The organism is Agromyces terreus (assembly GCF_009749465.1).
Lineage (GTDB): Bacteria > Actinomycetota > Actinomycetes > Actinomycetales > Microbacteriaceae > Agromyces > Agromyces terreus.
In genome coordinates this window covers 38,357-63,784 of sequence record NZ_WBIS01000008.1, presented here as the reverse complement: position 1 = coordinate 63,784, position 25,428 = coordinate 38,357, and the positions used below count along the sequence as shown (strand labels likewise).

Genomic DNA, 25,428 nt, shown 5'->3' with positions numbered 1-25,428 from the left:
TTCCGGAACCGGGCCGGCCAGGCCTGCCGGGTCAGCCGAGGAGCATGCCCTCGGCCGCGCCGTTCGCCTTCGGATCGGGCTGGCGCCGCATGCGGAAGCCGTTCAACAGGCCGAGGAGCGCCGCGACGAGCGGGATCAGCAGGGCGATCTGAAGGGCGATCGGGCGCGCCTCCGTGTTGATGCGCACGATCTCGTCGGAGATCTCTTCGGGCTCGTCGGCGAGGAGGTCGACGAGCAGCGCGTCGGACATGATCTCGGCGTCCTCCTGGAGGACCTGGGCGACCTGCTCCTTGTCGTCGGACGGCAGCACCTCGCTCGCGTTCGTCATGCTCGTGAACGTCAACGAGAGCACCGCGAGCATGATCGCGCCCGCGAAGGCGAGCCCGAACGACAGGCCGAACGATCCCGCCGCGGAGTTCACGCCCGCCGCCTCGCTCACGCGCTCGTTCGAGATCGGCGACAGCGTGTAGTTGTTCAACTGGGAGACGAGCAGGCCGAGCCCGGTGCCGGCGACGACGAGCGGGGCGAAGAGCCACCACCCCGAGTCCGCGCGCGGCACGACGGGAAGCAGGATGACGAGCCCGAGGGTCAGGAGCGCGAAGCCCGAGAGGATCAGGTTCGCCGGCCTCCGGGAGCCGGCGCGGCGGCCGACGAGCATGGCCACGACGAACATGCTGAGCGAGAGCGGGGCGATCGACAGGCCCGCGAACAGCGCGTTGTAGCCGAGCACCATCTGCAGGTAGATCGGTAGCACGATCATCGTCCCGCCGAGCGCGATCTGCTGCAGCAACTGCCCGGTGATGCCCAGCCGGAACAGCTTCGAGACGAACAGCGCCGGATCGATGAGCGTCGGCTTGCCCAGCCGCTTGCGGCGCACGAGCCAGTACGCCAGGCTTCCGAGCCCGACGAGCCCGACGGCGATCAGGATGCCGACCGCCTCGCCGCCCTCCTGCCATACGAGGATGCCGATGACGACGCCGCCCATGCCGAGCACCGAGAGGATCGACCCGACGACGTCGATTCGTCGCGGACCCGTGTACGGCACGTCGCGCACGAGGCGGATGCCGCTGAGCACCACCACGATGACGAGCGCCTCGAGCAGGAACGAGACGCGCCACGACAGGAACGTCGTGATGACCCCGCCGATCAGCGGACCCACGGCGGCGGCGATGGCGGCGGATGCCCCGACCATCGCGTACACCCGCGTCTGCGCCTTGCCCTCGAAGTTGCCGTGGATGAGCGACTGCATCGACGGCAGGAGCATCGAGGCGCCGAGCCCCCCGATGACGGCCCAGAAGACGATGATCGGCAGGAGGCTCTGCGCGAGCGTCATCGCCGCCGCGCCCGCGGCGTAGCAGAGGAGGCCGATGACGTAGGCGCGCTTGCGGCCGATGAGGTCGCCGACCTTGCCGCCGATGAGGATGAACGCGGCCGACACGAGCGCCTCGAGCGCGATCGCGCCCTGCACCCCGCTGACGGTGGTGCCGATGTCCTCCACGACCGCCGAGATCGACACGTTCATGATCGACGTGTCGACGACGAGGACGAACATCGCCATGGCGAGCAGGAGAGCGAGCCTGCCGTTGAAAGCCGTGCCGGGCGTCTCGGGTGCACTCACGGGGTCTCCTCTGAGCCGGCGTCCTCTGTTGGGGCCAACCTAGACCCGATTCGGCGGCGAAGCCATGCTTTTCGCGCGAGTCCTCCGGAGGTACGCTCCGACCAGGGGACGCATCCGACGTCGCCGTCGCGAGTGGAGGTTCACGTGAGCCCGTCGACCATGCCCGTCGCCCGCCTGTCGCCGCAATCCTCCGACTTCGAGGCCCGACGAGCGGCAGGTCTCGAGGCGCGCGCCCGCCTGCGACGCAGCGGGCACGCGGAGTGGACCCCGCCGCAGACGCGCGTCGACCCGGTCGCATTGCTCGAGGGGCAGGCCGCCCAGCGCGATCCCGACCTCGTGCCCATCCGCCACGGACGCATGCGCACCTCGCCGTTCGCGTTCTTCCGCGGCGCGGCGCTCATCATGGCGGCCGATCTCGCCACGATCCGCGACAGCGGCCTCGTCGTGCAGCTCTGCGGCGACGCGCACCTCTCGAACTTCGGGCTGTTCGGTTCGGCGGAGCGCCGGCTCGTATTCGACATGAACGACTTCGACGAGACGCTTCCCGGTCCGTTCGAGTGGGACGTCAAACGGCTCGTCGCGAGCATCGAGATCGCCGGACGGCACCGCGGGTTCACCGACGGCGAGCGGGACGGCATGCGGCGCGCCGCTGTGCGCGGCTACCGCGAGCAGATGCAGGGGGCCGCCGGCGCGTCCGTGCTCGACGCGTGGTACGACACCGTCTCGGTCGAGAGCGTGCGGGAATGGGTGCGCCGGGAGCGGAAGGCGGACCGCGCCGGAAAACGGCAGGTCCGCGGCATCGACTCCGTCGCGGCCAAGGCCCGTTCGAAGGACCGCGTGAAGGCCGTGTCCAAGCTCGTGGGCTTCGTCGACGGCCGCATGCGGATCCTCCCGGACCCGCCGCTCGTCGTGCCCGTCGAGGACTTCGTCGGAGGCGAGCAGGCGGCGACCGCCGAGCTCATGCGGGAGGTGCTCGACGCGTACCGGTCGACGCTCGGCGCGGCGCGGCATCCGCTCTCCGAGTACTCGTACGTGCACATGGCGCGGCGCGTGTCGGGGGTCGGCAGCGTCGGCACCCGTTCGTGGATCGTGCTCCTGCGCGGGCGCGACGACGACGACGCGATCCTCCTCCAGGCGAAGGAAGCGCAGGCGTCGGTGCTCGAGCGGTTCCTCGGACCGAGCGAGCACGCGAGCCACGGCGAACGCGTCGTGCGGGGGCAGCGGCTCATGCAGGCATCCGGCGACATCTTCCTCGGCTGGTCGCCCGGCGTCACCGACGCGAACGGGCGCCGCCGGGACTTCTACCTGCGGCAGCTCCACGACTGGAAGGGCTCGTTCGACCCCGAGAAGCTGGTGCCCCACGGCGCCGAGCTCTACGCACGGCTCTGCGGCGAGACGCTCGCGAGGGCGCACGGGCGAACCGGCGACCGCGTGGCGATCGCGGCCTACCTCGGGGGATCGCGCGCCTTCGACGACGCCGTCTCGGCCTTCGCCGTGTCGTACGCCGACCAGAACGACGAGGACTTCCGCGCGTTCACCCGCGCGATCGACGAGGGGCGGATCGCGGCCGTCGACGCCTGAGGGCGTGCGCCTGCCGCCCTGCGCGTGAAGCGGGGCGGCTGCTAGCGTGGTTCGTCGCCCCGCGGATGCCTCGGGGCCCACGTCGCCCCGCGGCATCCGCCCGCAGAGCAGGGAGGACCGCATGCGCGACCCGGTCGAACTCGACGACGGCATCGCCGTGCGCCTCCTCGCCGCCGACGACGGGCCCGCGCTCGCCGAGGCGTACCGGCGCAACCGCGAGCATCTCGCGCCGTGGGAGCCCGAGCGCTCGGAGGGGTTCTTCACCGACGCGGTGCACGTGCGCGACGCGCGAGCGCAGCTGGAACGCTACGAGGCGGGCACCGCGATCCCGCTCGTGCTCGTCGACGGCGACCGGATCGTCGGCCGCGTCAACCTGACCGACATCGTGCGGGGCGCGTTCCGCAACGCCAACCTCGGGTACTGGGTCGACGGCGGGCTCGTCGGGCGCGGTCTCGCGACCACGGCCGTCGGCGTCGCGCTGCACGCCGCGCGCGATGCCGGCCTCCACCGCGTCCAGGCGGGCACCCTCGTGCACAACGCGGCCTCGCAGACCGTGCTCGAGCGCAACGGGTTCGAGCGGTTCGGGCTCGCACGCCGGTACCTCCGCATCGCGGGCGAGTGGCAGGACCACGTGCTGTTCGAGCGGCTGCTCGAGGACTGAGCGGGTCGGCGGGCGGGGCGGGCGGGGGTGCCCGTGCCCGTGGGCGCCCGCCGTGCCCGAAGCATCCGCCGTGCCCGGGTCTGCCCGCCGTGCCGGGGCATCCGCCGCGCTCGAGGCATCCGCAATTCAGGATGGACCCCGCGTGTCGGCGCTTCCGCCCGGCGTGTCGGGCCGGCGCACGGCGCGTCGTCCTGAATTGCGAAGGTGTCGATCGCGGAAAGACGTCCCCGAACGTGATTCAGGGCTTGACCGGTGGGGGAGTTCCATGAGTAATATGTCACCCACTACCAGTGCTGTGTGACACAGCATTGCTCGCACCCAAGCGATCCATCGATGCATCACGGAGGGCCGACCTATGACGAACACACCCAGAGGCCGACGCGTACTCGCGTCCGCCTCGATCGCGGCCGCGGCCGCGATCATCCTCGCCGGCTGCGCCGGCGGCATCGCCGGCGGCGGAGGCTCCGACGCCGACGAGTCCGGCCCGATCAAGCTCGGCCTGCTCGCGCCGTTCTCCGGTTCGGAGTCGGTATTCGGCGAGTACATGCAGAACGGCGCGCAGCTCGCGGTCGACGAGATCAACTCCGACGGCGGAGTGAACGGACGAGAGCTCGAGCTCGTCGCCGAGGACGACGCGTGCGACGCGACGGCCTCGGTCGCCGCGGCCAACAAGCTCGTCGCCGCGGGAATCGAGGGTTCGGTCGGCGGGTACTGCTCGGGCGCCACCCTCCCGACCCTGCCGATCTTCTCCGAAGCCGGCATTCCGATGGTGATCCCGGCCGCGAACTCGAACAAGCTCGTCGAAGCCGGACTCGACAACGTCTTCCTCATCAACGGCACCGGCACCCAGCAGGCCGCGGCGACGCTCGAGTACGCGCTGAAGGTCGGCGCGACCCGGGTCGCCGTGCTCAACGACAACACCGACTACTCGAAGGACCTCGCCGTCTCGTTCGTCGAGCAGGCGGAGGAGGACGGAACCCTCGAGGTCGTCCTCGACCAGTCCGTGACCCCCGGTGAGAAGGACTACTCGGCGAACGTGAACAACGTCATGAGCTCGAATCCGGACTTCGTCGTCTGGACCGGGTACTACCAGGAGGGCGCGCTGATCACCCGCCAGCTCGTCGATGCGGGCTACGACGGCCCCATCCTTGTCGGCGACGGCAGCGTCGACCGCAAGTTCGCCGAGATCGCCGGCGAGGGCTACACCGACAACGTCGTGGCCACCTTCACGCAGACGCCCGACATGCTGGAAGGCGCGGGCGACTGGATCGGGGACTACGAGGAGGCGTTCGGGTCGGAGCCCGGCCCGTACTCGACCCAGTCCTACGACGCGGTGCGAGTCATGGCCGAGGCCATGACGGATGCCGGATCGACCGACACGGACGCCGTCATCGAGGCGCTGCGCGGCCTCGACGGATTCCCGATCTTCTCGGGACCGCTGACCTTCACGCCTGAGGGCACCCTGTCCGAGGGCGGCTTCGCGATCGTCTCGATCGACGCCGACGGCACCTTCGTGCTGAAGGACGACCTGCAGAGCTGAGCCGACCCGTCCCGGCGACGCCCCGATCGGGCGTCGCCGGGGCAGCACGCTCGCGGATCGGAACAGACATGATCGAATTCATCACCGGAGATCTCTTCCAACTCATCTGGAACGGCCTGTTCGTCGGCTCGTTCTACGCACTCGTCGCCCTCGGCTACAGCATGGTCTACGGCATCATCAAGCTCCTGAACTTCGCCCACGGCGACATCTACATGCTCGGCTCGTTCATCGCCTTCGTGCTCCTCGGCTCGGTGATCGGGTTCCTCGGCACCGCGTCGCTGCCGATCCTCCTGCTCGTCCTGCTCATCACGATGATCCTGACCGGCGGCATCGGCGTGCTGATCGAGCGCGTCGCGTACCGGCCGCTGCGGAACTCGCCACGACTCGCCGTGCTCATCACCGCCGTCGGCGTCTCGTTCACCCTCGAGTACGGGGTGCGCCAGATCTTCGGACCGGCTCCGGAGGTGTTCCCGTTCCGCCTCAGCGGCGAATCCGTCGAGGTGCTCGGCGGCCGGGTGTCCGTGCCGCAGATCGTGCTCATGGTGATCGCGGCGCTGCTCATGTGGGTGCTCCAGCTCTACGTCATGCGGTCGAAGGAAGGCCGCGCCATGCGGGCGATCGCACTCGACCCCCGCGCGACGCTGCTCATGGGCGTCAACGTCAACCGCGTCATCTCCCGGACGTTCTTCATCGGCTCCGCACTCGCCGGGGCCGCCGGCGTCATGGCCGGTGCGTACTACGGCTCGATCGACTTCCTGATGGGTTTCACGATCGGGCTGAAGGCGTTCACGGCCGCGGTGATCGGCGGCATCGGCAACCTCTACGGGGCGATGCTCGGCGGCCTGGTGCTCGGCCTCCTCGAGTCGTTCGGGACGTTCGTGCTCGGCGGCGAATGGCGCGACGTCTTCACGTTCGCCTGCCTCATCCTCTTCCTGTCCATCAGACCCACCGGAATCCTCGGTGCCCGAATCGCAGAGAGGATGTGACCGGATGGCCACGACCAGATCCACGGATGCCGCGGCGCGAGGTGCATACATCGAAGCGCCTGCTCCGCTCCACGCCCGACCGGCCCCGCTCTCGGGGCTGCTCGCTCCGCAGCGCTTCATGAACACGACCGGGCTGCTGCTCTTCATCCTCGCGCTCTCGGTGCCGTTCATCACGGCGTCGCCGTACGTGATCTCGATCCTCACCTCGGCCTTCATCTACGTCATGATCGCGATGGGCCTGAACGTGGTCGTCGGCTACGCCGGGCTGCTCGACCTCGGGTACATCGCCTTCGTCGCCGTGGGCGCGTACACGTCGGGAATCCTGACGACCCAGTTCGGCTTCAGCATGTTCGAGACGATCCCGATCGTGATCCTCGCCTGCGTGCTCGCCGGGGTCGTGATCGGCGGGCCGACCCTGCGTCTCCGATCCGACTATCTCGCGATCGTCACGCTCGGGTTCGGCGAGATCATCCGCATCACCGCGACGAACCTGTCGATCACGGGCGGTGCGAGCGGCATCCACGGCATCCCGACCTGGTCGTTCTTCGGCTGGTCGTTCGCCGACGGCCTCGAGCTGTTCGGCATCACGTTCACCTCGAAGGTCCTGTTCTACTTCTTCGTCGTGATCGTGGCCCTCGGGCTCGCGACCGTCGGCGCGGCCCGACTCTCGCGCGGCAAGCTGGGCCGGGCGTGGAAGTCCATCCGCGATGACGAAGACGCGTCCGAGGCGATGGGCATCAACGGGTACACGACGAAGCTCTCGGCGTACATCATCGGCGCCGTCTGGGGTGGCGTCGCCGGCTCGTTGCTCGCGTCGCACCTCAGCGCGATCTCGCCGCCCTCGTTCGAGTTCCTCTATTCGGCGCTCATCCTCATGGCCGTGGTACTCGGCGGCATGGGCTCGACGCCCGGCGTGATCATCGGAGCGCTGTTCGTGTCGCTCGCCCCCGAGTTCCTGCGCGAGTTCTCGGAGTGGCGGTACCTCATCTTCGGCGTGCTGCTGGTCGTCGTGATGATCTTCCGACCCGCGGGACTCTGGCCGGCGAACGCCGTGCTGCCCTTCTTGAAGAAACGGAGGATCGAACCGTTGACGACGACGAACATCCCTTGGGCTGCCGAGGCCAAGCAGGCTGCCGAGGCGAAGCAGGCGGCGGATGCCGCGCAGGGCCGCGATGGCGACGCGGCACGGGGGCCCGCCGAGAATGGATCCGGCGCCGGCCGGGACGGGGGTGCACGATGACTGCACAGCCCACCGTCGCCGCGGGCGAGCTCCTGCTCAGCGTCACCGATCTCGCCGTGCAGTTCGGCGGCGTCCGAGCCGTCGACGGGCTGAGCTTCGACGTCCACGCGGGCGAGATCGTCTCGGTGATCGGGCCGAACGGCGCCGGCAAGACGAGCGCCTTCAACTGCATCACCGGCTTCTATCGGCCCACCGGGGGGTCGGTTCGATTCGCGGGTGAGGACATCACCCGCGTGCGGCCCTCGGCGATCACGAAGCGGGGGATGGCGCGCACCTTCCAGAACCTGCGCCTGTTCCAGGACATGACGGTCATCGACAACGTCAAGACCGCGATGCACGCGCGATTGCGAGAGAACTTCTTCGACGCCTTGCTGCACACGCCGCGGTATCGGCGCGCGGAGGCGCAATGCACCGAAGATGCACGCGGATGGCTGGACTTCGTCGGCTTCCGCGACGATGAGGGGCTCTTCGTGACGCAGTTGCCCTATGGGGAGCAGCGTCGGCTCGAGATCGCCCGCGCGCTCGCCACGGGCCCCCGGCTGCTGCTGCTCGACGAGCCCGGCGCCGGCCTGAACCATCGCGAGAAGACGGAGCTGATGGCGCTCATCCGGCGCATCAGGGATCTCGGGGTCGGGATCGTGCTCATCGAACACGACATGGGCCTCGTCATGGAGGTGTCCGAACGCATCGTGGTGTTGAACTTCGGCAAGGAGATCGCCGACGGCACCCCGGCCGAGGTGAAGGCCGACCCGGCCGTCATCGAGGCCTACCTCGGAACGGAGGAGGACGAATGAGCGCCCTCGTACTCGCAGACGTCGACCTGTATTACCACCGGGTGCAGGCTCTCGACCGCCTGTCGATCGACGTTCAGGAGAACGAGATCGTCGCGCTGCTCGGCAACAACGGTGCCGGGAAGACGTCGACCCTCTCGATGATCTCCGGGCTCGTGCGCCCGAATGCGGGTTCCGTGACCTGGCGCGGACAGGACCTCGCGAAACTCCAGCCGTGGGATATTGTGGCGGCCGGTCTGCTCCACATCCCCGAAGGTCGCCGGATCTTCTCGACGATGACGGTGCATGAGAACCTTCTGATCGGCGGCTACCTGGTGAAGGACCAGAAGCTGATCCGGCAGCGGGCCGACGAGGCGTATGCGCTCATGCCCCGTCTCGCTGAACGGCGGTCGCAGCAGGGCGGCACGCTCTCGGGCGGCGAGCAGCAGATGCTCGCGCTCGGGCGGGCGCTCGTCGGCGGCCCGAAGCTGCTGCTGCTCGACGAGCCCTCCATGGGACTCGCTCCGCTCGTGGTGAAGCAGGTCATGCAGATCATCGAGCACGTGCGGAGGAACGGCACGACGGTGCTGCTCGTCGAGCAGAACGCGCGCGCCGCGCTCCGCATCGCGGATCGCGCGTACGTGATCGAGGGCGGTTCGGTCGCGATGTCGGGGACCGCCGACGAGCTCGCCGCCGATCCACGGGTCATCGAGGCGTATCTGGGAGCATGAGGATGGAGATGACGAGCATGCATGGATCGGACACGGGCTCGACCGCCGTCGAGGCGGCCCACGCGGGCCACGCGCACGCCGCCGGGGCGCCCGGGACTCCGGCGACGCCCAGCACCCCCACGGCGTCGATGCCGGCGCCCGCGACCCGCGACCCGCGGCTGCCGCGCCTGCGCGAGGTGCCCGCGTTCCTCGAGTACATGGCGACGGGATGGGACGCGCCCGACCGCACGCCGCCGGTCGAGGCCGGCGTCGCCGCGGCATCCGCAGCCCATCGCGCCCGGCTGAGCGCCGCGCTGCCCGGCCGCGCGATCGTGGTCGCCGCCGGCCGTGCGCCCGTGCGCGCGAACGACACGAACTACGACTTCCGCCCCGACAGCGACTTCTTCTGGCTGAGCGGATGCTCCGCCGAAGACGCCGTCGTGCTGATGACGCCCGCCGGAACGGGGCACGACGCGACCTTGTTCGTGCCCGCGCCCGCGTACCCGGGCAACCCCGACTTCTTCGCGAACGCGGCGCACGGCGAGCTCTGGGTCGGTTCGGCGCCCGACGCGGGCGATTGGGCGGCCGCGCTCGAAATCGACGTGCGGCCGCTCGACCGGCTCGCCGACGCGATCGGGCGAGCAGACGACGTGCTCCTCACGGGCACGCTGAACTCGGGGCATCCGGCGCTCGCCGCCCTTCGGCGCTCGACCGAGCTCGGACGCGTGCTCGCCGAGCTGCGCATGATCAAGGACGACTGGGAGGTCGAGGAGCTCCGACGCGCCGTGGACGCCACGGTGCAGGGGTTCCGCAGCGTGATCGGCGAGCTGCCGAACGCGATCGAGTTCGGCGGCGAGCGGTGGCTGCAGGGCACGTTCGACCGGCACGCGCGCACTTTCGGCAACGGCCCCGGCTACTCGACGATCGTCGGCTCCGCCGAGCACGCGCCGACGCTGCACTGGGTGCGCTGCGACGGTCCGGTGAAGCCCGACGAGCTGCTGCTGCTCGACATGGGCGTCGAGAACCGCACCTACTACACGGCCGACGTGACCCGCACGTTCCCGGCATCCGGCACGTTCAGCGCCGCGCAGCGCGAGGTGCACGACCTCGTCGAGCGATCGCACCGTGCGGGCCTCGCCGCCGTCTCGCCGGGGCGGCCGTTCTCCGACTTCCACACGGCATCGATGGAGGTCATCGCGCACGGGCTCGCCGACTGGGGGCTGCTGCCCGTCTCCGTCGACGAGGCGCTCTCGCCCGAGGGCCAGCACCACCGGCGCTACCTCGTGTGCGGCATCGGACATCATCTGGGCCTCGACGTGCACGACTGCGCGCAATCGAGCTACGAGGCGTACCAGGGCAACGTGATGACGCCCGGAATGGTGCTCACCGTCGAGCCCGGCCTGTACTTCCACGCGTTCGACACGACGGTGCCGCCCGAGCTGCGTGGCGTCGGAGTTCGCCTCGAAGACGATATTTTGGTCACGACCGGCGGCTCAGAGGTGCTGTCGGCCGCGCTGCCGATCGACGCGACCGGCATCGAGCAGTGGATGCGGGCGCGGTGATCCGCTTCGGGCTCGCACCTCCGACAGAGAGGACATCGAGATGGCCGTGACGGCGATCCGACCGGTCGAGGCGCAGCTGAGCCTGAGGGCCCGCGTGGAACAGGCCCTGTCGGCGGCGATCATCTCGGGCGAGCTCGCGCCGGGCGAGCTGCTGACGGTGCCGACGCTCGCCGCGCAGTTCGACGTCTCGGCGACGCCGGTGCGCGAGGCGATGCTCGACCTCGAGAGCCGCGGGTTCGTCGAGCCCGTGCGCAACAAGGGGTTCCGCGTCACCACCGTGAGCCCCGAGGCGCTGCGCGAAATCGTCGAGGTGCGCCAGCTCCTCGAACCGCCCGCCATGGAGGAGCTCGCACGGCGGTTCCCCGCCGACGAGCTGCCCGCGCTGCAGGCTCTCGCCGAGCAGATCGTCGACGGCGCCCGCACGGGCGACCTCCGCAGCTACCTCGAGGCCGACCTCGAGTTCCACCTGGCGCTGACCCGCCTGCTCGGCAACCGCCTCCTCGTCGCCACCGTGGCGGATCTGCGCTCCCGCACCCGCCTCGTGGGCCTCTCCGACATGCTCGAGACGAAGCGCCTCGACGAGTCGGCGGCGGAGCACCTCGTGCTGCTGCAGCGCCTCGCCGACGGCGACGCGCAGGGCGCCAGGGCGCTCATGCACCGGCACATCCACCACACCCTCGGTTGGTGGGCGGGCAACCCCGAGGGGGAGTAGCCCGATCAGGCCCCGATCACACCGTCGGGGTCGCGCAGCTCGAGGCGCGGGCGCCCGTCGGCCGCGTCGCCCATGGCCTGCGCCGCCCACCTGAAGATCCGTGCGGCGGGCTCTCCCACTCGCGTGACGGCGCTGAAGTCGAGGGTGAGGTGGCGGCCGGACTCGAGCAGGGGCTGCAGTCGCGTGAGCACCTCCTCGGCGTTGCCGAAGGTGAGGTCGCCACGCAGGAGCGCGACCACGTCGTCGCCCGCCGAGGCCGAGCCGTCGCCGCCCACGGAGATCTCGCCGATGGGGGAGAGCGGCGCGGCGCGGTGCTCGAGCATGTGCAGCCCGTGCCGTTCGCTCAGCTCCTCGAGCATCGCGATGCCGCGCACGCTGTTGCCGCGCGCGTCGAGCCTGGGGCTGAAGGTGCCGATGCCGAACTGCTCGGGCTGCAGCGCGGCGATGCCGCCGCCGACGCCGCTCTTCGCGGGCAGCCCGACCCGCACGAGCCATTCGCCGGAGGCGTCGTACATGCCGCAGCTCGTCATGACGGCCGTGGTCCACCGGGCGACGTCCTCGCTCACGACGCGTTCGCGCGTGACGGGGTTCACGCCGCCAGCGGCGAGCGTCGCGGCCATGACGGCGAGATCCCTGGCGGTCACGTTCACCGAGCACTGGCGGAAGTAGGCGTCGGTCGCGACGGCGGCCGTCGACGCGAGGGTTCCCGCGGCGCGGGCGAGATGCGCGAGCGCGCGGTTGCGGTCGCCGGTAGCCGCCTCGGACGCGAGGACCGCCTCGTCGACGTCGAGCGTGCGTCCGGCGAACGCCGAGAGCCCGGCCTCGATGACCCCGGACTTGGCCGCGGCATCGTCGCCCCTGATGAGCGAGGAGCATACGATCGCGCCGGCGTTGATCATCGGGTTGAGGGGGCGCCCGGTGCGCTCTTCGAGGCTGATGGCGTTGAACGGCTCGCCGCTCGGTTCGAGGCCGACGTGCCGGGTGATCGCCGCGAGCCCCGACTGCTCGAGCGCGAGGGCGAACACGAACGGCTTGGAGACGGACTGGATCGTGAACTCCGCGTCGCTGTCGCCGGCCTCGTGCACGGCTCCGCGTACGCTCGCGAGGGCGATGCCGAGCTGCTCGGGGTCTTCGTCCGCGAGTTCGGGGATGTAGCCCGCGACCTCGCCGCCGTCGGTCGGCCTGGCCTGTTCGAGCACCGAGTCGAGCACGGCGGAGAGCCCCGAGCCCAGTGGCGGCGTGCGTGCGGACTCTTCGTCGGCCATGCGCTCAGCCTAGGACCCGCAGGGTCGGCGATGGCGGCGCCGGATGCATCCGTGGACGATCCGTCGGTTGCGCACCATCCGGAAGGACAGGACACTGAATCCATCCACCGGTGCCGGCCGGTCGGGAGCGTTGAATCTCCGATCGATATGTGACATATTACTGATGTCGGATCGGATGCGAGAGCGGAGGAGCGCCCCATGGTCAGCGACGTCGTCATCGTGGGCGCGGGCATCGTCGGCGCCGCCTGCGCGCGGGCACTCGCCGTGGCCGGAGTGCGCGTGACCGTGCTCGAACGCGGCGCCGCGGCATCCGGCACCAGTGCGAAGGGCGAGGGCAACCTCCTCGTCTCCGACAAGGGCCCCGGCCCCGAGCTCGACCTCGCGGTCTACGCCGCCTCGCTCTGGCCCGACCTCGTCGACGAGCTCGCCGACGAGCTCGGACCCGCCTTCCCGTCGCTCGAGTACGAGCGCAAGGGCGGCCTGGTCGTCGCCACGACGGCGGCCGGCGCCGAACCGCTGCGCGCCTTCGCCGCGAGCCAGCGGGCCGCGGGCGTCGACGCGCGCGCGATCCCGAACGGCACGGCCCTCGAGCTCGAGCCGTGGCTGAACCCCGAGATCACCGCAGCCGTGCACTACCCCGACGACGCGCAGGTGCAGCCGGTGATCGCGACCGAGGCGCTGCTCGCCTCGGCGCGCAACCACGGCGCTGCGGTGCGCACGGGCGTCGAGGTCACGGGCGCGAAGCGCGACGCATCCGGTCGCCTCATCGGGCTCGTCACGACCGCGGGCGACGTCCCGGCCGGCGCCGTGCTCCTCGCGGCCGGCCCGTGGTCGGGCGAGACGGCCCGCGCGCTCGGCGCGATCCTGCCCGTCCGCCCCCGCCGCGGCATGGTGCTCGTCACCACGCGCATGCCCCACCGCGTGTTCCACAAGGTCTACGACGGCGACTACTTCGGCGCCACGCAGTCATCGGATGCCGCGCTGCAGACCTCGAGCGTCGTCGAATCGACCGCCGCGGGAACGGTGCTCCTCGGCTCCAGCCGCGAGCAGGTCGGGTTCGACGAGCGGCTCCGGGTCGACGTGATCCGCGAGATCGCGACGAAGGCGCTGCGCCTGTTCCCGTTCCTCGCGAACGCCTCGATCATGCGCGCCTACGGTGGGTTCCGGCCGTTCATGCCCGACCACCTGCCGGTGATCGGCGAAGACCACCGCATCGCGGGGCTCTGGCACGCCAGCGGGCACGAGGGCGCCGGCATCGGCCTCTCGCTCGCGACGGCGGAGCTGCTCGTCGCGGGCATGCTCGGCACCGCGGCGCCCATCGACGCCGCGCCGTTCGGCCTCGCCCGCGCGAGCCTGGCACCGTACCTCGAGGAGGCCGCCTGATGCCCGCACGCCCCGTGCCCGCGCACCGCGATCCGATCCGGCCCGGCGCCGCGACCCCCATCGTGATCTCGATCGACGGCGATCCCGTCTCGGGCGTCGAGGGTCAGACCATCGCGGGCGTCGTGCTCGCGACGGGTCGGCTCGCCTGGCGTCGGACGTCGGTCGACGGGCGCCCGCGGGGTCTCTTCTGCGGCATCGGCGTCTGCTTCGACTGCATCGTCACGGTCAACGGCGAACGGGATGTGCGCGCCTGCCAACGACGCGCGGGCGACGGCGACGTCGTCGAGTCCCAGCACGACGAACTCCCCGAGGCGGCCCGATGATCGCCGCGATCCGCACCAGGACGGTGCTCGTCGTGGGCGCGGGGCCCGCCGGGCTCGCCGCCGCGCGAGCCGCCCGCGAGCGCGGGGCCTCCGTGATCCTCCTCGACGCGTCCGACGCGACCGGCGGGCAGTACTGGCGCCACCTGCCGCCGTCACGCCCGTCGGCGAACGAGCGCGCGCTGCACCACGGCTGGTCCACGTACCGGGCGCTGCACGACGAACTCGAACGCGACGACGGCTGCGAGATCGTGCTCGGTGCGCAGGTCTGGGCGATCGAGCGCACGGATGCCTCGGACGTGACGGATGCTTCGGGCGGGGCGGATGCCTCGGCCGTGACGGATGCCTCGGCCTCGACGGATGCCGCGACCGTGCCGGCCCCCGTCGCGGTGCACGTGCTCGTCGGCCCGCCCGACGGCACCCGCCGCGTCGGACGCACGTTCCGTCCCGACGCGCTCGTGCTCGCGACGGGCGCGCACGACCGCACCCTGCCGTTCCCCGGATGGGACCTGCCGGGCGTGTTCACCGCGGGTGCGGCGCAGGCCTTCGCCAAGGGGGAGCGCGTCGCGCTCGGCGGGCGGGTCGTCGTCGCCGGCGCCGGTCCGTTCCTGCTCCCGGTCGCCGCATCGGTCGCCGCCACCGGCGCGAAGGTCCTCGGCGTCTACGAGGCGAGCCGCGTCGCGGGCCTCGTCAGGGGGTGGCTCCCGAAGCCGTGGCAGCTCATCGGGGCGGCGAAGAAGGGCGGCGAGCTCGCGGGCTACGTCGGCTCCCACCTGCGCCACCGCATCCCCTACGTCACCGGGCGAGCGGTCGTCGCCGCCCACGGCGCCGACCGGGTCGAGGCCGTGACGATCGCCGAGGTCGACGCCGACTGGGCGCCGATCGCCGGCACCGAGCGCCGCGTCGAGACCGATGCCGTGTGCGTGAGCCACGGATTCACCCCCCGCCTCGAACTGCCGATCGCCGCGGGCTGCGAGCTCACGCCCGAACGCTTCGTGCGCGTCGACGACGGCCAGCGCACGAGCGTGGCGGGGGTCTACGCGGCGGGCGAGATCACGGGCATCGGCGGCGTCGACGCGGCGCTCGCCGAGGGCGAGATCGCCGGGCACGTCGCGGCCGGCGGCAGCGCCCGCGACGCCGACCTCGGCGCGGCCGTCGGCGCCCGGCGCACGTTCGCCGGGTTCGCCGCCCGCATCGAGGCCGCGCACGGCATCCGCTCCGGCTGGACCTCCTGGCTCGACGACGACACTCTCGTGTGCCGTTGCGAGGAGGTGCCGTACGGGCGCCTCCGCGACACCCGCGAGGCGACCTGCGGCAGCGGGCTGCGCTCGATGAAGCTCACGACGCGCGCGGGCCTCGGCATCTGCCAGGGGCGCATCTGCGGGCGCACCGTCGAGGAGCTCCTCGGCGCTGGGCCCGACGTCGGCGGCGAGGATGACGCCGGGCACGCGGCATCCGCTGGTCTCGAGACGGCCGCGGGCGGCCTCTTCGACCGGCGGAGCGACGCGGGCGGCCTCCTCGACCGGCGGGCCACCACCGACCGCAGGCCGATCGCTTCGCCGTTGCGCATCGGCGAGCTCGCCGCCGCCGAAGACCCCACCACATCCACCACCCACACCGTCCGGAAGGGACACCCATGACCACGCAGAAATTCGACCTCGGCGGAGTCGTCGTCGCGACCACCCTCGCCTTCAAGGAGGACCCCTCCGCACCCGCCGGCCTCGCCGTCGACTTCGACCGGTTCGCCGCGCACTGCGACTTCCTGATCGAGAACGGATGCCGCGGCGTCGGCCCGAACGGATCGCTCGGCGAGTACTCGAGCCTCACCGACGCGGAGCGCCGCAAGGTGATCCAGGTCGCCGTCGAGACCGTCGCCGGTCGCGGGCTCGTCGTCGCGGGCGTGCACGGCGTCGGCTGGCACCAGGCCGTGCAGTGGGCCGAGTACGCCAAGGAGGACGGCGCCGACGGCGTGCTCGCCCTGCCGCCGACGATCTACCGCGCGAACCGCGGCGAGATCGTGGAGCACTACACCCGCCTGAACGAGGTAGGGCTGCCGATCATGCTCTACAACAACCCCTTCGACACGAAGGTCGACCTGACGCCCGACCTCGTCGCCGAGCTCGCGCAGCTCGAGAACGTCGTCGCGATCAAGGAGTTCACGGCCGACATCCGCCGCGTCCTCGAGATCAAGGAACTCTGCGACATCGACGTCATCGCGGGCGCCGACGACCTGCTCTTCGAATCCCTCGTGGTGGGCGCGACCGGGTGGTTCGCCGGCTACCCGAACGCGTTCCCCAAGGAGGCCGTCGAGATCTACGACCTCGTCAAGGCCGGACGCATCGACGAGGCGCGTACGCTGTACACGCAGCTCGTCGCGGTCTTCCGCTGGGACTCCAAGACCGAGTTCGTGCAGGCGATCAAGCTCTCGATCGACATCGCAGGGCAGAGCTACGGCGGGCCCACGCGTCCGCCGCGCGGCCCGCTGACGGCCGAGCACGAGGCGCAGGTGCGCCGCGACACGCAGAAGGCGCTCGACTACATCGCGAGCCGCTGAGCCCGCGGGCTGAAGCGAACGGAAGGGCTGGAGGAGGACGCATGCGCTCGAACCGGGTCATCTCGGCCGTCGACTCGCACACCGAGGGCATGCCCACGCGGGTCGTGACCGGCGGCGTCGGGGTCATCCCCGGCGCGACGATGAACGAGAAGCGGCTCCACTTCATGGAGCACCTCGACGACCTGCGGTTGTTCCTCATGAACGAACCGCGCGGGCACGCCGCGATGAGCGGCGCCATCCTCCAGCCCCCGACCCGCCCCGACTGCGACTGGGGCGTCGTCTACATCGAGGTGAGCGGATGCCTCCCCATGTGCGGTCACGGCACCATCGGCGTCGCGACCGTGCTCGTCGAGACGGGCATGGTCGAGGTCGTCGAACCCGTCACCGAGATCCGCCTCGACACCCCGGCGGGCCTCGTCATCGCGCGCGTCGCCGTGAGCGACGGGCACGCCGACTCGGTCACGATCGAGAACGTGCCGAGCTACGTCGACGTGCTCGACGCGACCGTCGAGGTGCCGGGCTTCGGCACGGTGCCGTACTCGATGGCCTTCGGCGGCAACTTCTACGCCATGGTCGACCTCGACGCCGTCGGGCTGCCCTACGAGCGCTCGCGCCAGCAGGACATCATCGCCGCCGGACTCGCGATCATGGCGGCGATCAACGAGACGGCGCCGCCGAGGCATCCGTCGATCGAGGGCCTCGACCACTGCCATCACGTGGAGTTCATCGCGCCGGGGTCGGATGCCGCGCTGTCGCGCCACGCCATGGCCATCCACCCCGGTTGGTTCGACCGCTCGCCCTGCGGCACGGGCACCTCGGCCCGCATGGCCGAACTGTGGGCCCGCGGGGAGCTCGCGCTCGACACCGACTTCGTGAACGAGTCGTTCATCGGCAGCCGGTTCATCGGGCGCCTCGTCGCCGAGACCGAGGTCGAGGGGCGCCCCGCCGTCATCCCGACCATCACGGGCCGCGCATGGGTCACCGGCACCGCGAACTACCTGCTCGACCCGAGCGACCCGTTCCCCACCGGCTTCCAGTTCTAGGCCGCACCGCCGCTCCGTCGCACGAACCCGCACCCGCCGCACCCAGGAGGAGATCCATGAACCCCGAGCTCGAGACCATCGCCGCTGCGGCCGCCGCCGCCGCGCAGCCGTTCGCCGACACGAACCCGCGTGACCGGGCGAGGGCGCTCGTCGCCGTCGCCGACGCGCTCGAGGCGAACGCCGACGGGCTCGTGGCCGTCGCGATGGCCGAGACCGGACTCGCCGAGGCGCGACTCCGGGGCGAACTGCGCCGCACCGCCGTGCAACTGCGGCTCTTCGCCGAGACGGTCGCCGACGGCGGCTACCTCGACGTGCGCATCGACGCGGCCGACCCCGAGTTCGCGCTTGGCCCGCGCGCCGACGTGCGTCGCTACCTGGTGCCGCTCGGCCCCGTCGTGAACTTCGCCGCCTCGAACTTCCCGTTCGCGTTCTCGGTGGCCGGCGGCGACACCGCCTCGGCGCTCGCCGCGGGCTGCCCCGTCATCCTCAAGGGCAACCCGGGCCACCCCGAGCTCACCCGCCGCACCGAGGCGGTCGTGGTCGAGGCGCTCGCCGCCGCCGGCATGCCCGACGGCGTGTTCCAGGTCGTCATGGGCCAGGAGGAGGGCGTCGCGATCCTGCGCGACCCGCGCGTGAAGGCCGGATCCTTCACGGGCTCGATCCCCGCCGGCCAGTTCCTCGCCGGCATCGCCGCCGCGCGCGAGGTGCCCATCCCGTTCTTCGGCGAGCTCGGCAGCCTGAACCCGGTGTTCGTGACCGAGGGCGCGCTCGCCGAGCGTTCGGGCGAGCTCGTCTCGGGGTTCGTCACGAGCGTCAGCGGGTCGGCGGGTCAGCTCTGCACGAAGCCCGGCTACGTGTTCCTGCCCGAGGGGCACGGACTCGATCAGGGCATCGCGGATGCCGCGGCATCCGTCGCCCCCCACCGCCTGCTGAACCCGCGCATCACCGAGGGCTACGCCGCCCGTCGCGAGGCGATCCTCGCGACGTCCGGGGTCCGGGCGATCGCCGAAGGGCGGGTCGAGTTCGACGGCGAAGGCCAGGGCTGGGTCACGCCGACCGTCGTCGCCGTCTCCCTCGACGACCTGCTGGCGGCGCGAGAGACGCTGCTCGAGGAGTCGTTCGGCCCGCTCGCGATCCTCGTCGAGACCGATCCCGGAACCGACCTCGCCGCGCTCGTGCCCATCCTGCTCGAGGGCAACCTCACGGCCACCGTGCACGCCGCGGCCGGAGAGGCGACGCCCGAGCTGCGCGCGCTCGTGCGCGTGCTCACCGAGCACGCCGGGCGCGTGCTCTTCGGCGGCTGGCCGACCGGGGTCGCGGTGACCCCCGCGATGCAGCACGGCGGGCCGTGGCCCGCGACCACGAACGACTCGTCGACCTCGGTCGGCACCGCGGCGATCACGCGCTTCCTCCGCCCCGTCGCCTATCAGGGCGCCCCCGAGGAGCTGCTGCCCGCACCGCTGCAGACGGCGAACCCGTGGGGCGTGCCGCAGGCCGTCTCGCCCGCGGGCGAGTCCACCGCCTGGGGCGCGAACCTCTGACCTTTTTCAGGAGGGGGTGTGGGCGCGACGGCCCGTCGCGGCAGCGTTCGCCGCGACACGCCGCGCCGATCGCACACCCCCTCCTGAAAAATGAAATCGAGGCCGGGGCCGGTGCTAGCGTGGACGGCAGCGGCGCGCCCGCGCTGCGCGGGAGGAGGCCGACATGGAACACCTCGTCGCTCTCCTGCGCCTGATCCAGGGCGTGCTCGAACCGCAGCTCGCGGGCGACGCGCACGTCTCGATGCTCGTCATCGGCGCCCTCGGCGTCGCCGCGGTCGCGGTCCTCGTCACCGCGCATCGCGCCGTGCCCGCGCTCGTCGGCGCAGACCCGGCCGGTGCGTCGCTCCGGCTCCGGCAGACGGCCGATCCGGGCCGGCTCATCGCCCAGAGCGACCCCGATGCGGCAGGTCGCCCGCGCCCGAGGGCGCCGGGGCGCGGCATCCCGGCCGCGTAGCGACATCCGCCCCTCGTCCCGCGCTCGCGGGAGGCCGAGGCGACCCTCGCGGCCAGACGGAATCCCAGTTTCCGCTCCGACCGCTAGGACGCTCTCGTGAACCTCTACGCCTTCCCGCCCATCGCCGCCGTGCTCGACGCGGCCTATTCGCTCCTCATGTCGCTCTCGAACCTGCTCGAGCCCCTGGCCGGCGCGTCGAGCGCCGCACTCGCGATCGTGCTCGTGACCCTGCTCGTGCGCGCCGCCCTCATCCCGGTCGGCATCTTGCAGGCGAAGGCCGAGCGCACGCGCGCGCGGCTCGCCCCGAAGATCGCCGAACTGCAGCGCAAGCACAAGAAGGACCCCGAGCGCCTGCAGCGCGAGACGATGGCCCTCTACGCCGAGGAGGGCACCTCGCCGCTGGCGGGCTGCCTGCCGATGCTCGTGCAGATCCCGGTGGTGGGCGTGATCTACGCCCTGTTCATCCTGCCGGTCATCGCGGGGCATCCGAACGAGCTGCTCGCGCACACCCTGTTCGGCGTGCCGCTCGGCACGAGCCTCGCCGGATCGATCGCCGCGGGCACCGCGACGCCGACCGTCATCGTCGTGTTCGGCACGATCGTGCTGCTCATCGCGCTCGTCGGCGAGATCACGCGACGGGCGTTCCGTCCGGTCGCGACGGCACCGGATGCCGCGAGCCCGGCCACGACGGGCGCGGGCACGATGCCCGGCACCCTGTCGCCCGAGGGCCTCGCCCGCATGCAGGGCGTGCTGGGGCTGCTCCAGTTCATCACCGCGGTGGTGGCGATGTTCGTGCCGCTCGCCGCGGCGATCTACCTGCTCGTCACGGTCGCCTGGACGCTCGGCCAGCGCCTCGTGCTGCGACGGATGTACCCGGCGGTGCCGCCGCAGTCCCCGCAGGCGCCGGCGCTGCCGGCGTGAGCCCGGTCAGGCGTCGGCGAGCTCGGCGAAGCGGCGGAGCAGCAGCTGGGGTGCGGTGACGGATGCCGCGGCGAGCCGCTCGCTCACGGCCCGCAGCTCGGCGGCGGGGAAGTAGCCGTGGTGCCGGTAGACGTTCGCCCGGGCGACGAACTCCGCCGCCGTGACCTCGGGGTGGAACTGCGTCGCGTACACCCCGCTCGTGCCGACCCGGTACACCTGCACCGGGCACGCGGCCGAGGACGCGAGCAGCACGGCGTCGGCGGGAAGCGCCTCGGTCGCCTCCTTGTGCCCGACGAGCGCGTCGAAGCGGCGGGGGAGCACCCCGGTCAGCGGATCGTCGACGCCGGCGTCGGTGAGGGTGATCTCGACCGCGGCGGCCTCTTCACCGTGCTCGACGCCGACCGTGCCGCCGAGCAGGCGCGTGAGCACGCCGATGCCGTAGCACGTGAAGAGCAGCGGGTGACCGCCGTCGAGGGCCGACTGCGCGATGCGTGCGAGGTCGTCCTCGACGCGGCGCTGCACGGGGTGCTTGTGCTCGTCAGGGGTCGTCACGTTGTACGGGCTGCCGCCGACGACGATGCCGGCGTACGCCGAGAGGTCGGTCGTCGGCAGCGTCTCGACGTCGAGGCGAACATGCTCGAGCCGGCCCGCGTCGACGCCCATGGCCCGCCGCACGGACTCGTACTCGGGCCCCACGGCCTCGACCTCGGGCCGCGCCGACAGGAACAGGAACGGCCGGGCGTCGCTCATCGGCCCCTCCGCTGGTTGCGCTGCTTGCCGCCGGTGCGCGGGCCCGGGCGCGACGTCTTGCCACCCTTGCCGGACTTCGCGCCGCCGCCCTTGCCCTTGCCCTTGCCGGACTTCGCCGCCTCGGCGGCCCGGCGCTCGGCCGCGGCCTTCTTCGCGGCCTTCGCGGGCGAGAGCGCGGGCTCGTCGTCGTCGCGCCCGCGCGAGCTCTTCGCGCCGCGGCCGCGCACGACCCCGACGAGCTCCTGGATGTCGGCGTCGTCGCGCTCGAGGGTCCACACCAGGGCGATGCGGGTGGTCGGGGCATCCGAGATCGGGATCGCGACGACGTCCTTCCGGGCGTGCAGCCGGGCGACGCCCTGCGGCACCCGCGCGAGCCCGGTGCCGGCGGCCACGAGTTCGATGGTCATCGCCGCGTCGTCCTGGATCGGTGCGGTCGGCTCGTCGGCGAGGTCGGCGAGCGTGACGGATGCCTCGTCGGCGAACGCGTGGTCGTGGGGCAGCACGACGAAGGGCTGCTCCTCCCAGAGCGCGACGACGTGCAGGCCCTCGTCGGCGATCGGCAGCCGCACGAACGCGACGTCGACCTCGCCCTCGCGCAGGCCGTCGAGCTGGGCCGGCTCGTCGACGCGACGGGCCTCGAGCGGCAGGTCGGGCCGTCGCTCGTTCCAGGCGCGGAGCCATCGTGCGGGGCTGACCCCGGCGACATAGCGCAGTTGCAGGGTCATCTCGCCCCCTCCTGTGCCGCGGAAACGCCCACCACAGGCTATCGCGCCCCGGTGGCGGTCGCTGGGCGCGGGCGGGCCGAAGTGGGACTGGAGCGGGCGAGCAGGAGGAGCCAGCGGATGCCGCGCACAGGTGAACCGGCTAACGTGTGAGGGTGAACGCCTCCCAGTCGATGAAACCCGAGACCGCCGCCAAGAAGCTCGGGATCCTCCTCGACGCGACCCCCGAGGACTTCCGCGAGGGCGTCGTCACCCGTGACGAGCTCGCGAAGCTCCAGACCGACCCGCCCGAGTGGCTCGAGAAGCTGCGCCGCGAGGGCCCGCACCCGCGCACGGTCGTCGCGGCCAAGCTCGGCATCTCGAACTCGGGCCTCGCCCGGGGCGGGGTCGTCGACCCGCTCACGAGCGCCGAGATCAAGTCGCTACTCGAGGCGCCGCCGCAGTGGCTCGTGCAGGAGCGCGCCACGCAGGCCGCCGTGCGTCAGGAGAAGATCCGCGTCGCCGAGCGCGACAAGGAGCGCGCCGCACGTCGGGCCGAGGGGCGCACCTCCGGCGGCTCGGGCGTCTGACCTCCTCCTCCTCCTCCTCTTCCTCCCCCCGCCGCTCTTCTCCCGCCCCGGGCGAGAGATCAGGCCGACGTTCCCGGATCAGGACGTTTTCCGCCGTTTGGTCCTGATCCGGCGCCTTCGGCCTGATCTCAGGGTGAAGTCAGGCCGACGTTCCCGGATCAGGACGTTTTCGGCCGTTTGGTCCTGATCCGGCACCTTCGGCCTGATCTCAGGGTGGCGTCAGGCCGACGTTCCCGGATCAGGACGTTTCCCGCCGTTTCGTCCTGACCCGGCGCCTTCGGCCTGAAGCCGAGGGGTGCACGGCGCAGTCGGGAGGCTCTGCGCGGCGCGTCAGGCCGCGTACTGCGCGCGCACGAACGCGGCGACATCCGCGAGCTCGACCTCCGAGACGGAGTGAGCGAGCCCCTCGTAGATGCGCTCGTCGAGCGAGGAGTGCGACGGCAGCCAGTCGCGGGTGCGCTGCACCGAGGCATCCGGAATCACGGTGTCGTCGGTGCCGCGGCCCCAGAACACGGGCGGCGCGAGCTCGGCGAGGCGAGCGTCGCCGTCGCCGGCGCGCTCGCCCGGCAGCACGAATCCGGCCAGGCTCACCGCGAACGAGAAGCGCTCGGGGGCGCGGCGCAGCAGCTCGATCGCCATCGCCCCGCCCTGCGAGAATCCGAGCAGGCCCACGGATGCCCCGTCGGGCGCCACCCGGTCGAGCCAGTCGAGGATCGCGTCGGTCGCGGCATCCGCGCCCTCGATCGACATCTCGGCGCCCTCGGCGAGCAGCGGGAACCACGCGTAGCCGTAGCCGGTGAACTCGGGGGCCCGCAACGACGCGAGCGTGGGCTCGAGGGGCAGGTACGGGCCGAGGCCGAAGAGGTCGCCCTCGTTCGAGTTGAATCCGTGCAGGAGCACCAGCAGCGGCCGGCCCGCGCGGTCGGCCTCGGAGGCCGACCAGAGCACCGCCTCGTCGTCGATTCGCATCCACGCATCGTATCCCGGCGATGCTGGGGCAGAATCGAGGCATGAGCGTGCGCACCCCGGACCCCGACTGGAACGGCGACGAGCCCGTCAACCAGCCCGCGTCGAATCCGTCACCAGGTTGGCTGACCGACATCGAGCTCGCCGAGATCCGCGGGCGGCTCCCGCTGCTCTACGTCGAGGCGGTGCCCGTGCGCGTCGACGGGCTCGGGCAGGTCACCGAGGTCGGCGTGCTGCTGCGGGCCAACGCGGTCGGCGAGATGACCCGCACCCTCGTGTCGGGTCGCGTGATGTACGGCGAGACCGTGCGCGACGCGCTGTTCCGCCACCTCGAGAAGGATCTCGGGCCGATGGCGTTCCCGCTGCTGCCCGCGAGCCCGGTGCCGTTCACCGTCGCCGAGTACTTCCCGATGCCCGGCGTCTCGCCGTTCCACGACGACCGCCAGCACGCGGTGTCGCTCGTGTTCGTGGTGCCCGTGACGGGCACCTGCGAGCCGCGTCAGGACGCGCTCGAGGTCACCTGGATGACGCCCGCCGACGCCGGATCCGACGCGGTCGGCGACGAGTTCGAGGGCGGCCGCGGGCTGCTCGTGCGCCAGGCGCTGGCGTCGGTCGGTGCGCTGCGCTGAGGGTCTGCGGCACCGCGGCCGGCGGCGACGCGAGCCGGGCGGATGCCGCAGCACGTCCCCAGAGCGCGAGACGGGCGGATGCCGCGGCACGGCCCCCGAGTACGAGACGGGCGGATGCCGCAGCACGGCCCCAGAGCACGAGACGGGCGGATGCCGCAGCATCCGTCCGTCTCGTCAGAATCGCGAGTGCGCCCGCTCAGCGCACCATGCGGATCTCGTGGATGGTCTCGCCGAGGAACGGCTCGTCGTGCGAGGCGCCGTCGGCGGTGAAGCCGTTGCGCTCGTAGAAGCCGATCGCGTGGGTGTTCGCCGACGGCACCCACAGCGTCGCCGCGGCGTCGCCCACGGTGGCGTCGAAGAGCTTCTGGCCGATGCCGTGGCCGTGGTGCGAGTCGAGCAGGTGGATGAAGAACAGCTCGTGCTCGCGGGGCGCGTCGTCGTCGCGAGCGGGGCCTGCGCCGGCGAAGCCGACGATCTCGCCGTCGACGAGCGCGGCGAAGTAGGTGTGGTCTTCGTTCTGCCCGAGGCGGTGCGCCCAGAGCTCGGCCATGCGGCGGGGGGAGAGGTTCGCGAGGGTGGCCTCGTCGACCAGCTGGTCGTAGTCCTCGTGCCAGCACTGGGCGTGGACACGGCCGAGGGCTTCGGCGTCGGAATCGCGGACCGGACGGATCACAAGTGCTTCGGCAACAACGTCGGTGCTCATATCCAGAGGCTAAGCCAGGCTCCGGCGAGCGACAAATCGAGCGGGGTCGCCCTGTGGTTCCGTGACCACCCCTGGTGGCGCGGCTTCGCCGAGCGGCTGCCAGTTGCCCGATTCGGAGATTTCGAGACGCGCCGCAGTTCGGGCCTCTGCACCGCGGCGTGTCGCGAATATCTCCGAATCGGGTGACGTGGGCTGCGTCGACGTGCGCCGACGTGCGCCGACGCGGGC

Annotated in this window: 25 protein-coding genes; 19 read left to right on the top strand and 6 right to left on the bottom strand. The window is 71.7% G+C overall.

Annotated elements, in window-relative coordinates; translation table 11 throughout:
• Nucleotides 1–31: 31 nt before the first annotated feature.
• Nucleotides 32–1,558 (bottom strand): MFS transporter, encoded by a 1,527-nt coding sequence (locus GQQ92_RS13695; RefSeq protein WP_156999922.1) that lies wholly within the window; start codon nt 1,556–1,558, stop codon nt 32–34.
• Between the two features lie 204 nt (nt 1,559–1,762).
• Between GQQ92_RS13695 and GQQ92_RS13690 the strand changes: the two genes are divergently transcribed.
• From GQQ92_RS13690 to GQQ92_RS13650, 9 genes are all read left to right on the top strand, one after another.
• Complete coding sequence (locus tag GQQ92_RS13690) at nt 1,763–3,199, top strand: DUF2252 domain-containing protein (RefSeq protein WP_232057703.1); 1,437 nt, start codon at nt 1,763–1,765, stop codon at nt 3,197–3,199.
• 121 nt (nt 3,200–3,320) lie between these two features.
• Nucleotides 3,321–3,860, top strand: coding sequence for a GNAT family N-acetyltransferase (locus GQQ92_RS13685; protein ID WP_156999920.1), 540 nt, complete (start codon nt 3,321–3,323; stop codon nt 3,858–3,860).
• A 355-nt stretch (nt 3,861–4,215) separates the two neighbouring features.
• Nucleotides 4,216–5,400: a branched-chain amino acid ABC transporter substrate-binding protein gene (locus GQQ92_RS13680; RefSeq protein WP_156999862.1), complete on the top strand. Its 1,185-nt coding sequence runs from the start codon at nt 4,216–4,218 to the stop codon at nt 5,398–5,400.
• Nucleotides 5,401–5,468: 68 nt separating this feature from the next.
• On the top strand, nt 5,469–6,386 hold the full coding sequence (locus GQQ92_RS13675; protein ID WP_156999861.1) for a branched-chain amino acid ABC transporter permease: 918 nt from the start codon (nt 5,469–5,471) through the stop codon (nt 6,384–6,386).
• A gap of 4 nt (nt 6,387–6,390) precedes the next feature.
• On the top strand, nt 6,391–7,626 hold the full coding sequence (locus GQQ92_RS13670; RefSeq protein WP_156999860.1) for an ABC transporter permease subunit: 1,236 nt from the start codon (nt 6,391–6,393) through the stop codon (nt 7,624–7,626).
• The gene (locus tag GQQ92_RS13665) at nt 7,623–8,420 is read left to right on the top strand and encodes an ABC transporter ATP-binding protein (protein ID WP_156999859.1); all 798 of its coding nucleotides are present in this window, start codon (nt 7,623–7,625) and stop codon (nt 8,418–8,420) included. The genes GQQ92_RS13670 and GQQ92_RS13665 overlap by 4 nt, the downstream gene beginning before the upstream one ends.
• Nucleotides 8,417–9,127, top strand: a complete 711-nt coding sequence (locus GQQ92_RS13660) for an ABC transporter ATP-binding protein (RefSeq protein ID WP_156999858.1) — start codon at nt 8,417–8,419, stop codon at nt 9,125–9,127. Before GQQ92_RS13665 ends, GQQ92_RS13660 begins: the two co-directional genes overlap by 4 nt.
• Nucleotides 9,128–9,135: 8 nt before the next feature.
• Nucleotides 9,136–10,668 (top strand): aminopeptidase P family protein, encoded by a 1,533-nt coding sequence (locus tag GQQ92_RS13655; RefSeq protein WP_308206765.1) that lies wholly within the window; start codon nt 9,136–9,138, stop codon nt 10,666–10,668.
• Between the two features lie 40 nt (nt 10,669–10,708).
• On the top strand, nt 10,709–11,380 hold the full coding sequence (locus tag GQQ92_RS13650) for a GntR family transcriptional regulator (protein WP_156999857.1): 672 nt from the start codon (nt 10,709–10,711) through the stop codon (nt 11,378–11,380).
• 5 nt (nt 11,381–11,385) lie between these two features.
• Here the strand turns inward: GQQ92_RS13650 and glsA are convergent, their stop codons facing one another.
• Nucleotides 11,386–12,645 (bottom strand): glutaminase A, encoded by a 1,260-nt coding sequence (gene glsA, locus GQQ92_RS13645; protein ID WP_156999856.1) that lies wholly within the window; start codon nt 12,643–12,645, stop codon nt 11,386–11,388.
• 198 nt (nt 12,646–12,843) lie between these two features.
• On the opposite strand from glsA, the gene GQQ92_RS13640 reads away from it, so the two are divergent.
• The 8 genes from GQQ92_RS13640 to GQQ92_RS13605 all read left to right on the top strand — a co-directional run bounded on the left by GQQ92_RS13640 (nt 12,844) and on the right by GQQ92_RS13605 (nt 20,861).
• Nucleotides 12,844–14,028: an NAD(P)/FAD-dependent oxidoreductase gene (locus GQQ92_RS13640; RefSeq protein ID WP_156999855.1), complete on the top strand. Its 1,185-nt coding sequence runs from the start codon at nt 12,844–12,846 to the stop codon at nt 14,026–14,028.
• The gene (locus GQQ92_RS13635) at nt 14,028–14,351 is read left to right on the top strand and encodes a (2Fe-2S)-binding protein (RefSeq protein WP_156999854.1); all 324 of its coding nucleotides are present in this window, start codon (nt 14,028–14,030) and stop codon (nt 14,349–14,351) included. Before GQQ92_RS13640 ends, GQQ92_RS13635 begins: the two co-directional genes overlap by 1 nt.
• Nucleotides 14,348–15,988 (top strand): NAD(P)/FAD-dependent oxidoreductase, encoded by a 1,641-nt coding sequence (locus GQQ92_RS13630; RefSeq protein ID WP_156999853.1) that lies wholly within the window; start codon nt 14,348–14,350, stop codon nt 15,986–15,988. The genes GQQ92_RS13635 and GQQ92_RS13630 overlap by 4 nt, the downstream gene beginning before the upstream one ends.
• Entirely contained in the window at nt 15,985–16,902 is a 918-nt protein-coding gene (locus tag GQQ92_RS13625; protein ID WP_156999852.1) for a dihydrodipicolinate synthase family protein, read from the top strand. Before GQQ92_RS13630 ends, GQQ92_RS13625 begins: the two co-directional genes overlap by 4 nt.
• Nucleotides 16,903–16,943: 41 nt before the next feature.
• On the top strand, nt 16,944–17,945 hold the full coding sequence (locus GQQ92_RS13620; protein ID WP_156999851.1) for a proline racemase family protein: 1,002 nt from the start codon (nt 16,944–16,946) through the stop codon (nt 17,943–17,945).
• Between the two features lie 56 nt (nt 17,946–18,001).
• Entirely contained in the window at nt 18,002–19,486 is a 1,485-nt protein-coding gene (locus GQQ92_RS13615; RefSeq protein WP_156999850.1) for an aldehyde dehydrogenase (NADP(+)), read from the top strand.
• 163 nt (nt 19,487–19,649) lie between these two features.
• Nucleotides 19,650–19,940 carry a DUF6412 domain-containing protein gene (locus GQQ92_RS13610; protein WP_156999849.1) on the top strand — a complete coding sequence of 97 codons (291 nt, stop codon included), beginning with the start codon at nt 19,650–19,652 and terminating at the stop codon, nt 19,938–19,940.
• Between the two features lie 96 nt (nt 19,941–20,036).
• Nucleotides 20,037–20,861: a YidC/Oxa1 family membrane protein insertase gene (locus GQQ92_RS13605; protein ID WP_156999848.1), complete on the top strand. Its 825-nt coding sequence runs from the start codon at nt 20,037–20,039 to the stop codon at nt 20,859–20,861.
• A 6-nt stretch (nt 20,862–20,867) separates the two neighbouring features.
• Here GQQ92_RS13605 and GQQ92_RS13600 read toward each other — a convergent pair whose 3' ends face one another.
• Together GQQ92_RS13600 and GQQ92_RS13595 are read right to left on the bottom strand one after the other, a co-directional pair.
• A complete protein-coding gene (locus tag GQQ92_RS13600; RefSeq protein ID WP_156999847.1) occupies nt 20,868–21,611 on the bottom strand; it encodes a glutamine amidotransferase in 744 nt (247 codons plus the stop codon).
• Complete coding sequence (locus GQQ92_RS13595) at nt 21,608–22,336, bottom strand: LysR family substrate-binding domain-containing protein (RefSeq protein ID WP_156999846.1); 729 nt, start codon at nt 22,334–22,336, stop codon at nt 21,608–21,610. The genes GQQ92_RS13600 and GQQ92_RS13595 overlap by 4 nt, the downstream gene beginning before the upstream one ends.
• A gap of 170 nt (nt 22,337–22,506) precedes the next feature.
• Between GQQ92_RS13595 and GQQ92_RS13590 the strand changes: the two genes are divergently transcribed.
• A complete protein-coding gene (locus GQQ92_RS13590; protein ID WP_156999918.1) occupies nt 22,507–22,902 on the top strand; it encodes a DUF5997 family protein in 396 nt (131 codons plus the stop codon).
• Between the two features lie 330 nt (nt 22,903–23,232).
• Here GQQ92_RS13590 and GQQ92_RS13585 read toward each other — a convergent pair whose 3' ends face one another.
• Complete coding sequence (locus GQQ92_RS13585) at nt 23,233–23,871, bottom strand: alpha/beta hydrolase (RefSeq protein WP_156999845.1); 639 nt, start codon at nt 23,869–23,871, stop codon at nt 23,233–23,235.
• 41 nt (nt 23,872–23,912) lie between these two features.
• Here GQQ92_RS13585 and GQQ92_RS13580 point away from each other — a divergent pair, with 41 nt between their 5' ends.
• Nucleotides 23,913–24,497, top strand: coding sequence for an NUDIX hydrolase family protein (locus tag GQQ92_RS13580; RefSeq protein ID WP_156999844.1), 585 nt, complete (start codon nt 23,913–23,915; stop codon nt 24,495–24,497).
• 196 nt (nt 24,498–24,693) lie between these two features.
• Here GQQ92_RS13580 and GQQ92_RS13575 read toward each other — a convergent pair whose 3' ends face one another.
• Entirely contained in the window at nt 24,694–25,200 is a 507-nt protein-coding gene (locus GQQ92_RS13575) for a GNAT family N-acetyltransferase (protein WP_156999843.1), read from the bottom strand.
• Nucleotides 25,201–25,428 lie beyond the last annotated feature (228 nt).